At 47.7% G+C, this 13,465-nt stretch carries 15 protein-coding genes; 8 read left to right on the top strand and 7 right to left on the bottom strand.

Annotated features, from left to right (window positions below; all coding sequences use genetic code 11):
- Positions 1-17 precede the first annotated feature (17 nt).
- Genes arsC through EGC76_RS04615 form a run of 3 tightly spaced genes read left to right on the top strand, consistent with a single transcriptional unit; the run spans position 18 to position 1,347 of the window.
- Entirely contained in the window at positions 18-374 is a 357-nt protein-coding gene (gene arsC / locus EGC76_RS04605) for an arsenate reductase (glutaredoxin) (protein WP_128351838.1), read from the top strand.
- Entirely contained in the window at positions 371-958 is a 588-nt protein-coding gene (locus EGC76_RS04610; RefSeq protein ID WP_128351839.1) for a flavodoxin family protein, read from the top strand. The genes arsC and EGC76_RS04610 overlap by 4 nt, the downstream gene beginning before the upstream one ends.
- On the top strand, positions 955-1,347 hold the full coding sequence (locus tag EGC76_RS04615) for a DUF2069 domain-containing protein (protein WP_128351840.1): 393 nt from the start codon (positions 955-957) through the stop codon (positions 1,345-1,347). Before EGC76_RS04610 ends, EGC76_RS04615 begins: the two co-directional genes overlap by 4 nt.
- Here the strand turns inward: EGC76_RS04615 and hda are convergent.
- Both hda and EGC76_RS04625 read right to left on the bottom strand, forming a co-directional pair.
- Positions 1,344-2,027, bottom strand: a complete 684-nt coding sequence (gene hda, locus EGC76_RS04620; protein ID WP_246013900.1) for a DnaA regulatory inactivator Hda — start codon at positions 2,025-2,027, stop codon at positions 1,344-1,346. The two genes, EGC76_RS04615 and hda, sit on opposite strands and share 4 nt — an antisense overlap.
- Complete coding sequence (locus EGC76_RS04625; protein ID WP_164876792.1) at positions 2,024-3,094, bottom strand: DUF2066 domain-containing protein; 1,071 nt, start codon at positions 3,092-3,094, stop codon at positions 2,024-2,026. The genes hda and EGC76_RS04625 overlap by 4 nt, the downstream gene beginning before the upstream one ends.
- Positions 3,095-3,248: 154 nt before the next feature.
- Between EGC76_RS04625 and EGC76_RS04630 the strand changes: the two genes are divergently transcribed.
- Entirely contained in the window at positions 3,249-4,541 is a 1,293-nt protein-coding gene (locus EGC76_RS04630) for an MFS transporter (protein ID WP_128351843.1), read from the top strand.
- Here EGC76_RS04630 and pgm read toward each other — a convergent pair.
- The gene (gene pgm, locus EGC76_RS04635; protein WP_128351844.1) at positions 4,538-6,178 is read right to left on the bottom strand and encodes a phosphoglucomutase (alpha-D-glucose-1,6-bisphosphate-dependent); all 1,641 of its coding nucleotides are present in this window, start codon (positions 6,176-6,178) and stop codon (positions 4,538-4,540) included. The genes EGC76_RS04630 and pgm overlap by 4 nt on opposite strands.
- Complete coding sequence (gene seqA, locus EGC76_RS04640; RefSeq protein ID WP_128351845.1) at positions 6,178-6,705, bottom strand: replication initiation negative regulator SeqA; 528 nt, start codon at positions 6,703-6,705, stop codon at positions 6,178-6,180. Before seqA ends, pgm begins: the two co-directional genes overlap by 1 nt.
- A 121-nt stretch (positions 6,706-6,826) precedes the next feature.
- On the opposite strand from seqA, the gene EGC76_RS04645 reads away from it, so the two are divergent.
- The 4 genes from EGC76_RS04645 to fur all read left to right on the top strand — a co-directional run bounded on the left by EGC76_RS04645 (position 6,827) and on the right by fur (position 8,926).
- The gene (locus EGC76_RS04645; RefSeq protein ID WP_128351846.1) at positions 6,827-7,609 is read left to right on the top strand and encodes an alpha/beta fold hydrolase; all 783 of its coding nucleotides are present in this window, start codon (positions 6,827-6,829) and stop codon (positions 7,607-7,609) included.
- A 69-nt stretch (positions 7,610-7,678) separates the two neighbouring features.
- Complete coding sequence (locus EGC76_RS04650) at positions 7,679-7,894, top strand: DUF2788 domain-containing protein (protein ID WP_128351847.1); 216 nt, start codon at positions 7,679-7,681, stop codon at positions 7,892-7,894.
- Between the two features lie 26 nt (positions 7,895-7,920).
- A complete protein-coding gene (gene fldA, locus EGC76_RS04655; protein WP_128351848.1) occupies positions 7,921-8,445 on the top strand; it encodes a flavodoxin FldA in 525 nt (174 codons plus the stop codon).
- Positions 8,446-8,476: 31 nt separating this feature from the next.
- Positions 8,477-8,926 carry a ferric iron uptake transcriptional regulator gene (gene fur, locus EGC76_RS04660; RefSeq protein WP_128351849.1) on the top strand — a complete coding sequence of 150 codons (450 nt, stop codon included), beginning with the start codon at positions 8,477-8,479 and terminating at the stop codon, positions 8,924-8,926.
- Positions 8,927-8,955: 29 nt separating this feature from the next.
- On the opposite strand, the gene EGC76_RS04665 is transcribed toward fur, so the two are convergent.
- The 3 genes from EGC76_RS04665 to EGC76_RS04675 all read right to left on the bottom strand — a co-directional run bounded on the left by EGC76_RS04665 (position 8,956) and on the right by EGC76_RS04675 (position 13,465).
- Positions 8,956-10,650 (bottom strand): sensor domain-containing diguanylate cyclase, encoded by a 1,695-nt coding sequence (locus tag EGC76_RS04665; protein WP_128351850.1) that lies wholly within the window; start codon positions 10,648-10,650, stop codon positions 8,956-8,958.
- Between the two features lie 87 nt (positions 10,651-10,737).
- The gene (glnS, locus tag EGC76_RS04670) at positions 10,738-12,408 is read right to left on the bottom strand and encodes a glutamine--tRNA ligase (RefSeq protein WP_128352094.1); all 1,671 of its coding nucleotides are present in this window, start codon (positions 12,406-12,408) and stop codon (positions 10,738-10,740) included.
- A gap of 85 nt (positions 12,409-12,493) precedes the next feature.
- A complete protein-coding gene (locus tag EGC76_RS04675; protein ID WP_164876793.1) occupies positions 12,494-13,465 on the bottom strand; it encodes a 5-oxoprolinase subunit C family protein in 972 nt (323 codons plus the stop codon).

Here is a 13,465-nt window from a genome sequence, read left to right on the forward strand (position 1 = left end):
CTGGAGGATTCTAAGCCATGGCATCGGTAACTATTTACCACAACCCACGCTGCTCAAAAAGCCGCCAAACATTACAATTATTGGAACAACACAACATTCAACCAACTATTGTTGAATATCTAAAATCTCCACCTAGTTTGACAGAATTACAAACCTTGGTAAAACAGTTAGGCTGTGTTTCTGCGCGAGAATTGATTCGTTCCAAAGAAGAAGCTTATAAAGCGCTGGACTTAGCTAATGAAACTGATGAAACCAAGCTACTGCAGGCCATGGTTGACAATCCAAAGTTAATTGAACGTCCAATTGTAGTGGTGGGTGATCAAGCGCGTTTGGGCCGTCCGCCCGAGGCCGTACTTGAGGTTATCGAAGCATGACGCCTAAAGTATTAATCCTCTATTACAGCCGTAATGGTGCCACACAACAGTTGGCAGACGCTATAGCCACTGGGGTGCAACAGGCACAAGGCGATGCTCTATTGCGAACGGTATCCGGTGGTGGCGAACCCGCAAGCAATCGCGACCTAAGCATTGAAGTGGACGATCTCGCCCAGTGTGACGGTTTGATTATGGGGAGTCCCGTACGCTTTGGTCATATGGCCAGCAGCCTGCAACAATTTTGGGAACAAACCAGTGCCACGTGGTTAAAAGGACAATTGCAAGGTAAACCCGCTGCAGTATTTACATCGGGTAGTAGTATGCACAGTGGCCAAGAGTCCACGTTGCTGGCAATGGGGGTCCCCCTGCTTCATCACGGCATGATGTTATGCGGTATCCCCTACACTGAACCTGCTATTCAGCAAACCACAACAGGCGGTTCACCCTATGGCGCAAGTCATGTCGAACATGGGCAAGGTATTAAATTAAGTACACACGAATATCAAGCGGCAGTGGCACTTGGCAAACGCGTGACACACGCTGCACGCGCATTAATTACTGAACGCGAGCAAGGAAATTTATGAACCCTGAAGAGTCCACCAAGAACATTCGATTTTTAGCGTTGGCAAGCTACATTGGTTTGTTAGTTCTGATGATTATCTGGCAAGTTTGGTGTCAAACTGACAGTGAATTCAGTCTAGGCTTTCGCGTTGGCCTGTGGGTTGTGCCATTACTTTTTGCACTACCCGGCATGTTGCGTGGTAAACCTTACACCTATGCGTGGGCTAACTTTATTCTGATGTGGTATTACTTGCATAGCTTAACAGTTCTTTATGTTGCGCCAGCAGATAGAGGCTTTGCGATTGCAGAACTTGTATTAACCACAGGTGCCTTTGTAGGTTGCACCTGGTACGCGCGTCGTCAAGGTCGCGCACTGGGCCTAGGCCTGAAGAAGCTTAAAAAAGAAGATTAAATAGCCAATACGTCTTTGACAAACGGAATCGTCAGGCGACGTTTTGCTGCAATTGAGGCCCGATCTAATCGGGCCAAGCAGTTCATCAGCCCACGCATATCGCGACCAAGGCGTTGCACCATAAATTGCGCCGTTTCGTCACCTAAGTTCAAGCCAAAAGTTTTCGCGCGACGTTGCAGGGCCTGTGCTTTATCTTCGTCACTTAATGGCTTGACCTGCAATGCCACCCCCCACTGTAAGCGCGAATGCACATCAGCGATAGCAACTTGCAATGTGCGAGGAGCGCTATGCGCGGTCACTATAATAACTCCGGTGCCATAGTCTTTGACGCGATTCAATAACGCAAACAATTCCAAACACCAGTTTTCGTTGTCTGCAATCGCATCCACGTCATCCAGACACAACAGTGGGTAATGTTCTAAACCTTGCAACACCTGCGGCTGCATCTGATCTTTGAGTTCACCAAGTGGCAGATACATTGCCGGTTGCGTGGTTTGCGCACACAATGCGTGCAATAAATGGCTCTTGCCAACGCCAGCGCCCCCCCACAAGTAAATTAAGCCCTGCTGTTGCTGCTGTAGCACCTGAACTAACTCAAGGTTGTCGCCACACACATAGGTCGCAAACGTTTCGTCATCAGGTAACTGCACTGCCAACGGCAGTTGCGCTATCGCACTCAAGATTTGCTCCATCGGTACACAGGGGCTTCAAACTCTGTACGCTGATCGGTATTGATGGGCTCAAATGCTCTATTAATATCGATTGCCTGCATGATCTGTGCAGCATCGGTTTGAATGAAGAGCTCAAACTCAGCTTGATGTTCACCGTATTCGAGTAACTGCACCCGCGCTACCGACGGCAAAGCAAGTAATAATTCTTCAGCTTTAAGCACATCCATAAACTGAGTTAGCTCACGAACTTTAATGCGCCATTGCCCCGCCATCGCGGCATTGGTCCCAATACGATAACGCTTTGAGACTTGCTGCGTTATATCGGCAACCATCAAGTGGCCAAGCTCACTTTTTTCCATTGCCGAAACCACACCGCGCCAACGGATATCGCCTAATTTAAGCGTCCAATCAAGCATCCATCTGTCATCGGTAACCGCTCGGTCGGCCTGATAGGCACGCGCCACAACCACACCATCGGCGTCGTATCGGCTACTCGCGAAATCGATGCGATCATCAAACCGTGCCCAGACGTCAACAACCGACAGGGTCATGGTATCGTTTAAGTCCAATAATGGTAGCTTGATTGGTAAACCACGGTTTTCTGCTGTTTGTCGCAGCGTTTCAATCAATGCACGTTCATCACCTGCACCGAGAATATTGCGCTGCAAATCTTCATTTTCTTCCACAATCCAAAACAATAATTCTGGGCGTAAGCTACTCCAAATACCCGAGCCAGCTTCTTGAATCACGCGATCAATTTGGGGTTGATCAAACTGCACCCACAAGTGCAATGCTTCGCCTTCTTGTTGATAACCATACTGAACCACAAAATTACGCACATTTTGCAATGCAAGCTCCACTGACGGGTGCTCAAGTACAGTATCGTCGCCTGAAACCTTCAATAAAGTGTCAGTGAGAGCCTGACGTAAGCCTTCGCTACGCTCGCCCACAGTTTGACTGGTCACAGCCACTCGGGCTTGATACAACTGTTTAAGTTCCACTGCAGCCTGCACGGGTTTCAACGTACATACAAGCAGCAGAGCACTGACTAAAATTACAACTTTTGGCGTTCGCATAGCCACCTCATAGCAACATCTTGTGCTCATCATAAACAGCCGTTTGCAGCGTAGCAAGTAACAAGCTGTGGATAACCTCTTGGCGTTTCCGTATTTCTGGCAACGTGATAAACTTGCGCGTAAACATACCGCATAAATTCAAGGATTGCTCATTATGCTGAAGCAACAATTGCGCGCCATCAGCTCACTGCTCACCAGTATTACACTTATTGGTATCTGCACCGGCATGACCAGCACCTTGTTGAGTTTACGCGCGACAATTGAGAATTTCGGCACGCTGACAACCGGTATTATCATGTCAGCGTACTTCATTGGCTTTTTGTTTGGTACCAGCCGCGCTCCGAAAGATATTCGCCGCGTCGGTTATATTCGAGCATTTGGTGGCCTTGCAGCGCTCGCGGCAGCATCCATTTTAATTCAAGCCATTTGGGTTGACCCTATTGTTTGGTTCGTTATGCGGTTTTTAACGGGTTTTGCCATTTCCGCAATCTTCGTGATTGTTGAAAGTTGGCTAAATACCATGGCTGACAACAAAAACCGAGGCACCTTGCTCTCTGTTTATCTGGTTCTAATCTATGGCGGTTTGGTTGCTGGACAACTTATTCTGGGTATTACCGATCCGGCTGGGTTTGTTGCTTTCGCCTTGGTTGCACTACTCATCAACTTTGCACTTATTCCTATTTTAATTAGTGTTACCGTTGAACCAACCACCCATGAATCGCGCAAAGTGCCAATTCGCAGCTTACTGCAATTGGTGCCGTTAGGCATGGTCAATGCATTCATCATGCAGGCTTGTTACGCTATGTTTTACGGTATAGGCCCCATGTACGCCACGTATATTGGATTGTCGGTGGCCCAGGTATCTTACTTCATGGCCGCCTTTATTCTTGGTGGTATGTTAGCGCAAGCGCCAATCGGTCTGCTATCTGACCGGATAGATCGGCGCATTATGATGGCAGGCTGTGCCGGCACTGCTGCAATTATGGCCTTTATCTTGTCACAGCTTGATGCCTCTGGCGCCTGGCTGATATATGTTTGTGTCACCTTATTCGGTGCCTGTGCTCTGCCCCTTTATTCACTGGGCATGGCACATACCAACGACTACTTAGAAAAAGATCAAATGGTTGGAGCCACAGGTGCCATCATTAAAGTTGGTGGTATCGGTTCAATTATTGGCGCGCCTGCGGTGGCCGCACTCATGCAGTTTGGTGCAGTAAACTACTTCTTCTTGCTGATTATGGTCATGACCAGCTTTGTGTGCGCGTACTCGCTGTATCGCATTACCAAGCGTCCCAAAGCAGACGATCAGTCTCACAGTGCATACGCCATGCTGGGGCCAACGCAGACTTCAGATGAGCTACTAACAACCCTTGCGGATGAGCAAGCTCACATGATCGAAGAAGAAGAGGCTGAAGCGGAATCGCAACAGCCTAACGCAAATGCCTAAGCCTGCAGCCAACTGGTAACCAGTTGCTGCGCTTGTTCGGCAAGTTCATCAAGGTGAGCTTCGCTGACAAAGCTTTCACAATAAATTTTATAAACTGGCTCGGTGCCTGAAGGGCGAGCCGCAAACCAACCATTTGCTGTCGTCACTTTCACGCCGCCAATAATGGCGTCGTTGGCCGGCGCCTTGGTCATGATTGCAGTAACTTCATCGCCTGCTAATTCAGTCAGTTTAAGTTTATAACCGCGAATACCTGCAAATCCTGCGTTCATTTCTGCCGACGACGTGACATCAATACGACGATAATAAGCTGTGCCATATTCCTCACACAAACCATCATAATATTGGCTTGGATTCTTACCCGTTTTGGCACAAATTTCTGCGGCCAACAATGCCAAAATAATGCCGTCTTTATCCGTTGACCAAGGCTGTCCTTCTTTATCGAGGAAACTAGCGCCCGCACTTTCTTCACCACCAAAGGCTGTGGTTCCGGCAAACAGTTCTGGTGCAAACCATTTAAAGCCAACTGGCATTTCACGCAGTGGACGCTGGTAGTTGTTTACCACCCGATCAATCATTGCGCTTGAAACTAAGGTTTTACCGATTGCTAATTCTTTTGACCAAGTACGATGACTGCACAAGTAATCAATAGCCACTGCGAGGTAATGGTTTGGATTCATCAAGCCATGTGTGGGGGTAACAATACCGTGACGGTCGTAATCAGGGTCATTGCCTAAGGCGATGTCATAGTCATTTCTTAATTTCACCAGACTTGCCATGGCGTATGGCGATGAGCAATCCATACGAATCTTGCCGTCTTTGTCGAGGGTCATGAACCTAAAGCTGGCATCAACATCAGCATTATGAACGTCAATATTTAATTTATAATGTTCAGCAATTAGCGCCCAGTAACTGGCTCCTGCACCACCCATAGCATCGACACCAATACGAAGGTTAGCTGCAGCTATCGCCGACATATCAATCACGTCATCAAGACTCTCAATATAGTCCTTACGCCAATCGACTTGCTTCAATTTGTCACTGGCTCGTGCTTCTGCGTACGTCACCGCGTTAACACCCATCAACTGCGATGATAACAACGCATTGGCGTATTTTTCGATGGTTCGCGTTGCGTTCGTATCGGCCGGCCCGCCATGCGGTGGATTGTATTTGAAGCCGCCGTCAGTCGGCGGGTTATGAGACGGTGTTATGACCACCCCATCACACAAGCCGTCGCTACGGTTGCGGTTATAGCGCAATATTGCATGACTGACCACAGGTGTCGGGGTATAACCATCATCGGTTTGAATATGCACTTCAATGCCGTTGCCAATAAAGACTTCCAGCGCTGTCATATAAGCCGCTTCTGACAATGCATGAGTATCACGCCCCAACAACAACGGCCCAGTGATTCCCTGCTCTTCACGATAGGCCACCAAAGCTTGGCTAATTGCTAAAATATGAGCTTCATTGAACGAACTATCAAAAGCACAACCGCGGTGACCTGACGTTCCAAACTTCACTTTCTGAGCGCGGTTGCGCGGGTCAACTTCATTCACGAAATAGGCGCTTACAAGCTGCGCAATGTTAGTTAAATCAGCGGCAACAGCCGGCTGTCCGGCGCGTGGATGCAAAGCCATTATAGAAAGTCCCTTATTTTTTCAGCTTGTTCCTGCGAATAGCCCAATTCCTGCGCAACTTGCGTCAGCATGGATTTTTTCCGCGTGGTATTGTTATTCGTCACAACGTAATACGGTGCTTCAGGAATTTGTTTTGGATTGGTGCTTGTGCCCGAAGCCTCAAGTTCGGCTTCCGTTTTGGCAAAATACTGACGATCACGTCCGCTAATTTGCAGCACGCTGTCGAATTGATTGGCATGGCATTTGTACAGCATGCTCAAAATGTAGAGAAAGCGCGCCACAATACTGCGTTGCCCAGCAAGGTCTGCACGGGTCATCACATCAAAGATACTGCGGCCGGTTATACCTGCACTAGTTTCTTCATCCGTTGCTTCTGGAATTGCTATCACCGGTTGCCCCGTTGCTACTTCAGCAACAGACAAGCCAAGCAAGCGGCGTAATATGGCCGAAGCACTCTCACCGATATGTTGTGTGTGGCTAGCAATATAGCGGTATAATTCGTCATCTATTTCAATGCGTTTGGTCATCACCCGATCACTTTTTGTTAGCGTTTAGTTTAGCTTTTGATTTAAACAAGGGTTGGTGCTTTAAGACACATGTTCTGCACGCTATTATACCCAAGCACACGCTAGGGTACAGGAAATCAATATGAGCACAGCACAGATTCTTAACTATGAAGTTCTTGGCAGTGGCGAGCCAGTGGTTTTATTGCACGGATTATTCGGTGACTTGGATAATCTTAAAGGGCTAGGTCGCGATTTAAGCGCTGATTTTCAAGTCATCCTAGTTGACGCGCGCAATCATGGCGATTCATTTCATAGCGACCATATGAATTACGCCGATATGGCAGCGGATTTGGCCGCAACGCTCGACGCCCTGAACATTGAGTCAGCGCATATTGTCGGACATTCAATGGGTGGAAAAATAGCGATGGAATTCGCACTTACCTACCCGAAGCGCGCGCGCAGCGTTATTGCGGCAGATATCTCGCCAGTGGCTTACGATCCAAAACATCGACACATTCTCGATGCTTTAAAAGCTATCGATTTGAGTACCGTTAGCAATCGCGCCGATGCCGATAAACAACTTGCGCAACACATTGACACCCGTGGTGTGCGCCAATTTTTATTAAAGAACCTTAGCCGAGAAGACGGGCATTACACCTGGCGCATTAACCTTGACACCTTAAACAGTTGTTATGAGGAAATATCGGGAGCGGTGCGGCAAGGGAGCTACGACGGCCCTATATTATTCATCAAGGGCGGCGATTCTGATTATTTAGCGACAGCGCATACCGACGAAATAAAGGGGCGATTTAATAACGTAGAAGTAAAAATTATTGAAGGAACAGGCCATTGGCTTCACGCCGAAAAACCGCGCATTTTCAACCGGCTGGCACGCGCCTTCATTGAGAATCATTCTCGCACCTAGGCACGCAGCATGCTATACTCTGCGTTCTTTTGAAATCATATAAACAACCATACATCGGGTGTTGCTGTTATGCTGTCAGAACATTATGAATTGATTGAAACCCTAGGTACCAACTTTGCTATTGCAATATTATTTGTACTTATTGGGTTAGCAATTCAAGATGTTTTAAAGAAAGGCGATGTTCCTAAGTTTGGTCGTTGGTTTGTTTGGTTAGTTCTATTTTTAGGATGCGCTGGCTTTATTGCGAAAGGCATTATTCAAGCATTCTGGGAAGCAGGTCTTTAATTCTCTAGAGCAGGTAGTACGATTCTATGGCAAGTGTAGGTATATTTTTCGGTAGCGACACGGGAAACACTGAAGCTGTCGCGCAGATGATCCAAAAAGATTTAGGCAAGCATCTAATCGACGTATTTGATATCGCAAAGTCAAGCAAAGAAGACATCGCGTCGTATGATTTGCTCATGTTTGGCATCCCTACTTGGTATTACGGTGAAGCCCAATGTGATTGGGACGATTTCTTCCCTGAACTCGAAGAAATAGACTTCAATAACAAATTGATTGCTATCTTCGGTTGCGGTGATCAAGAAGATTACTCTGAATACTTTTTAGATGCCATGGGCACTATCCGTGATATTGTTGAAGCACGTGGCGGTATCATCATTGGTCACTGGCCAACAGATGGCTATGAGTTTGACGCATCACGCGCTCTAGTAGATGACAACCATTTTGTAGGCTTGGGCATTGATGAAGACCGTCAACCTGAGTTAACTAAAGAACGTGTACAGAAGTGGTGTGCACAAATTCGTGATGAAATGGGCTTAGACCAATTAGGCTAAGCGTTAATAAACCACTCACAGCGAAGATATCATGAGCAGCAAAGACGAATTACAACTAAAAAAAGCAGGCCTCAAGGTCACGTCGCCACGGATTAAAGTTCTCGAGATTCTGAAGAACCCAAACAATCAGCATATTAGCGCTGAAGACGTGTATAAAATCTTACTCGAGAACAACGAAGAAATTGGTCTTGCGACAGTTTATCGTGTACTCAACCAATTTGATGACGCGGGAATTGTAAGTCGGCACCATTTTGAAGGCGGTCGTTCCGTGTTCGAATTAAGCGCGAAAGATCACCATGATCATCTCGTTTGCTTAACCTGTGGCCACGTATTTGAGTTTGAAGACGACGTCATCGAGCAGCGCCAGTTGCAGGTTGCAGAAGCCAACAACATCAAACTTACCAATCATAGTTTGTACCTTTACGGCGAATGCAAAACCCCTGAAACGTGTGCCAATAATCTGGAAGCTGACGCTGACTAGTCAATAAGCGCGACAACAGTGTCGCGTTTTTAGTCGACTTCTGACCACACCACACAGTTTCGCCCGTCCCGTTTACCGCGATACAACGCTTCGTCAGCACGGTGTAAAACATCATCGCGGGTATCTTGCGGGTTCAGCATCGTCATGCCAATGGTTGCGGTTACTTGATAGCTTTCACCATTATGGCAAAACGCCAGCTCACTGATTAATTGGCGAATTGCATTTAAGCGGCGTTTCGCATCCGCACCTTCAACCCGGTGCAATAACAATGCGAACTCTTCCCCACCGATACGTGCAAATACATCGCCAGGACGCAACTGTTCATTAATAAACGCAGATACAGTTTTCAGAACCAAATCGCCCTCGGCGTGGCCGTATTGATCGTTAATGATTTTAAAGTAATCGATATCGACAATCGCAACGCAGATTCGGGATGCGGCTACAATCGATTTTAGCTCACGTTCCAGGCTAGCGATAAAAAACCGACGGTTGTTCACTTTCGTCAATTCGTCGGTCACATTCAGGCGCTCCAGCTCACGCTGGTAAAGCTTTTGCTCGGTCACATCGCGAATAGTACCTATCATCACATCGCGGCTGTCATCGCCCCGAAAACCTGCTAATTCGTGTACCCATCGAATCTCGCCATCTGCGCGCACAATGCGATGCTCCACGTCATGAATGCCGGATTCACGGGCGCGTTCCATGCTGGCTTTTACTGCTTTGAAATCATCGGGATAAATAGCCCGATCAAAAACTTCAATCGTTGGCTTTACGTGTTCCTTATCGAGCCCGAAAATACGAAATATTTCGTCCGACCACGCCAACTCACCCGTAGTTAAGTCTGCTCGCCAGTAACCAATATTGCCAAGTTCCTGTGCTTTTTCTAACGTGATCTTACTTTCAAGTAACTCCAGCTCGAGCTCTTTATCAGCAGTCGTATCAACAATTTGCCCATACCAACGAACCACACCGGACGCATCATCGCGCTCAGGAACGGCATAGCCCGTTAACCAGCGTTCGCTATCACCTTTGATCAAACGGTACTCGCAAAACCATTCCGTGAGCGACTGAGCTGACTCTAAGATGCTGTGTTGAACTTTGCTTATGTCATCAGGATGGATCAGGCTAAAGAGCACACTCGCATCATCACGAATTTGTTCCGGCGAAACCCCTGCGATGTCGCTAATCCCTTCACTTGAATAGGGAAAGCGCATGCTGCCGTCTGGATAAAGCTCAAATTCATAGATAACGCCGGGAATGGTTCGAGTTATCTTGCGCAGCCGTTGGCTTGATTCAACCATGTCGTTCACATCAAACCAAGACCCAACGATTTTCTCTGCTTGCCCATCGGCTTGTAAAGTTACTACGGCGCCAATATCGCGAACCCAATGCCAACTGCCGTCAGCAAATTGAACTCGAAATTCCACTTCAAAATCGCGGTTTTTCCCAGCGAGATATTGTTTAAACTGATTTTTAGCGCTCTGGCGATCGTCAGGATGAATAATCTTGAGCACATCGTCAAAAGTAAGTGCTAATTCAGGATGCCATGTAAGCCCGAGCAATTCAGCGAAGTATTGATTTACTGAAAGCTTACCGGTAGCTACACACAACTGCCAAACGCCAATTTTTGACTTCGAAACCACAGTCTCTAAGCAATAGAGCCGCTCCCGCAATTGCGCGGCAGTGAGGTTACTATAACGTTCAGTCAAATCTTTTATTGGCATTAAAAAATCCCTAGTAGCATGGAACTACTAGGGATTTTGGCATGCTCACTATGGGTAAAGCAACCTTGCGCGTCGTCGCTAGTCACCTTAAGCGGCTGCTTCACTCTCTGACCACGTATCGCGTAGGCCAACAGTTTGATTGAACACCAAGTTGCCTTCGTGGCTATCCTGACTGTCCGCACAAAAGTAGCCGATACGCTCAAACTGATAGGCCTTTTCTGGCGCCGCTTTTGCTAAACTTGGCTCAACAAAGCCATGTTTAATTTGCAATGAAGCCGGATTCAACGTACTGAAAAAGTCTTCTTCCGCACCGGGATTAGGCACTTGGAATAAACGATCGTACATACGAAATTCACATGGCACAGCGTGAGCTGCAGCAACCCAATGAATCACGCCTTTTACTTTACGGCCATCTGCGGGGTCAGTTCCCAAGGTTTCCGGATCATAAGTACAGTAAATGGTGGTAATGTTGCCTTCCGCATCTTTATCAACGCGTTCCGCTTTAATTACGTATGCGTTACGCAACCGCACTTCTTTACCGAGTACCAAACGCTTATATTTTTTATTCGCTTCTTCACGAAAATCTTCACGTTCAATCAAAATTTCACGAGCAAACGGCACTTGGCGCGTACCCATGGCTTCATTATTTGGGTGGTTTGGTGCATTGAGCTGTTGCTCATGTTCTTCCGGGTAATTTTCGATGACCAAACGCACAGGATCAAGAACGGCCATAGCACGCGGCGCATCTTGATTGAGTTCGTCACGAATACAGGCTTCAAGCATACTCATTTCAACCTGATTATCCATTTTGGTTACGCCAATGCGGTGGCAAAACTCGCGCACCGATGCCGGCGTATAGCCGCGACGACGCATGCCCGCAATAGTTGGCATACGCGGATCATCCCAACCACTCACCTTGCCTTCTTCAACCAGTAAATGAAGCTTACGCTTACTCATTACGGTGTACTGTAGGTTTAAGCGTGAGAATTCGATTTGCTGTGGATGACAATCAATGCTGATGTTATCCAGTACCCAGTCATACAAACGGCGATTGTCTTGGAATTCAAGCGTACACAACGAATGCGTGATGCCTTCAATCGCATCCGAGATACAGTGCGTGAAGTCATACATTGGATACACACACCACTTATCACCGGTTTGATGATGGTGGGCAAAACGCACGCGGTAAATTACCGGATCACGCATACACATGAACGGCGAGCTCATATCAATTTTAGCGCGCAGGCACACTTCACCCTCTTGGTATTTGCCCGCTGTCATATCAGCAAATATTTTAAGGTTTTCTTCGATGGCTGTGTCACGGTATGGACTATTCTTGCCCGGCTCTTTTAAGGTGCCGCGCAGTTCACGCATGGTTTCCTGGCTTGAAAAATCACAGTACGCCAAACCTTTTTCTATAAGTTCAACCGCATAACCATGCAACCGGTCAAAGTAATCCGACGAATAACGCGGTTTACCTTCCCAGCTGTAGCCTAACCATTTCACATCGGCTTGAATTGAGTTTACATAATCCACTTTTTCTTTCAGCGGATTGGTATCGTCGAAACGCAGGTTGCACGTGCCGTGGTAGTCTTGCGCAATGCCGAAATTCAGCACAATGGACTTAGCATGGCCTATATGCAAAAAGCCATTTGGCTCTGGTGGGAAGCGCGTGTGCACCATTTGATGCTTACCATTGGCAAGATCTTGGTCGATAATTTGGCGGATAAAATTACTGCGCGGCGCGTTTGCTGCCATGTCTGCGGCCATGGATACCTGTACTCCAATTCTAATTCGATAAAGTGGGCGCTATGATCGCAGTTTCTGCCAGACTGCGCAAGGCCTATACGCTCAAGTTAAAAAACCGAAAGGCTTGCTTTACTTCCTCTTGAGCTTCGCTTAACTCGGTGCGTACAAAGCGAATTTGAGTGCCTGCAGTTGCTTGCGCGAGTGCCATTCGCGCGGACCACCTCAATACACCTATTTTCGGATAGCCACCAAGCGTCTGGCAATCATTGAGCATAATGATTGGCTGCCCATCAGGCGGAACCTGAATAGCCCCAATAGGCAGCGGTTCAGAAATAATTTCACCATGCGACCAAGTGAGTGGCTGGTCTGTATGTAACCGAACACCCATACGGTCTTGCTTGGCAGTAACCGCAAAAGTTTGTTCGAAAAATTTTGCTCTTTCGGTTTCAGAAAATTGCCCATGTTGAGCAACCAGAATCACACCAAGTTCAAGGGTTGAGGTGGCCGATATACGCGGGATAAACGCGTGTTTGGGGCGCCGATGAGCAACCACTTGCTGCTGTGCAAACTCACCAACATTTAAGGTATCGCCATGTTTTAAGGGCCGTCCATCGCCTTGTAAGCCCCCTAACCCATCACGCATTACCGTCGCGACCGAGCCAAGCACCTGCTTAGCTCGAATACCACCAGCTGCCGCCAAGTAACTTCGCAGCCCACGCGGAGGTGCCGCAATGGTCACTGTATCGCCTTCTGCAACAGGAAAAACCTGCCAAGTAGGTTGCGGCTGGTCGTTTTTGGTCACCTCAACTGGCGCGCCACACACTACCCAAAAGCCTGCGTTCAATGCCGTTACCGTCAAGTCGCCTAGCGTGATTTCTAGCTGCGCTGCGGTTGCCTTATTACCGAGCAGTTTATTGCCCCACAAAAATGCGCGCTCATCAATCGGCCCGCCTCGCGTGACTCCTTGTGCCAGTTGCCCAAACCTTCCCCAATCTTGCAGCGTGGTTAGCAGGCCCGGCTGTTCAATTTGCAGGCCAGGTTTCGATGACGTTAGCCACTTATTCAT

Source organism: Pseudidiomarina gelatinasegens (assembly GCF_004025325.1).
In the GTDB taxonomy this organism is placed as follows: Bacteria; Pseudomonadota; Gammaproteobacteria; order Enterobacterales; family Alteromonadaceae; genus Pseudidiomarina; species Pseudidiomarina gelatinasegens.

Coding starts and splice junctions, on each gene's coding strand:
- arsC (WP_128351838.1), top strand. CDS start 18: ATGGCATCGGTAACTATTTACCACAACCCACGCTGCTCAAAAAGCCGC.
- EGC76_RS04610 (WP_128351839.1), top strand. CDS start 371: ATGACGCCTAAAGTATTAATCCTCTATTACAGCCGTAATGGTGCCACA.
- EGC76_RS04615 (WP_128351840.1), top strand. CDS start 955: ATGAACCCTGAAGAGTCCACCAAGAACATTCGATTTTTAGCGTTGGCA.
- EGC76_RS04625 (WP_164876792.1), bottom strand. CDS start 3,094: ATGCGAACGCCAAAAGTTGTAATTTTAGTCAGTGCTCTGCTGCTTGTA.
- EGC76_RS04630 (WP_128351843.1), top strand. CDS start 3,249: ATGCTGAAGCAACAATTGCGCGCCATCAGCTCACTGCTCACCAGTATT.
- pgm (WP_128351844.1), bottom strand. CDS start 6,178: ATGGCTTTGCATCCACGCGCCGGACAGCCGGCTGTTGCCGCTGATTTA.
- seqA (WP_128351845.1), bottom strand. CDS start 6,705: ATGACCAAACGCATTGAAATAGATGACGAATTATACCGCTATATTGCT.
- EGC76_RS04645 (WP_128351846.1), top strand. CDS start 6,827: ATGAGCACAGCACAGATTCTTAACTATGAAGTTCTTGGCAGTGGCGAG.
- EGC76_RS04650 (WP_128351847.1), top strand. CDS start 7,679: ATGCTGTCAGAACATTATGAATTGATTGAAACCCTAGGTACCAACTTT.
- fldA (WP_128351848.1), top strand. CDS start 7,921: ATGGCAAGTGTAGGTATATTTTTCGGTAGCGACACGGGAAACACTGAA.
- fur (WP_128351849.1), top strand. CDS start 8,477: ATGAGCAGCAAAGACGAATTACAACTAAAAAAAGCAGGCCTCAAGGTC.
- EGC76_RS04665 (WP_128351850.1), bottom strand. CDS start 10,650: ATGCCAATAAAAGATTTGACTGAACGTTATAGTAACCTCACTGCCGCG.
- glnS (WP_128352094.1), bottom strand. CDS start 12,408: ATGGCAGCAAACGCGCCGCGCAGTAATTTTATCCGCCAAATTATCGAC.
- EGC76_RS04675 (WP_164876793.1), bottom strand. CDS start 13,465: ATGAATAAGTGGCTAACGTCATCGAAACCTGGCCTGCAAATTGAACAG.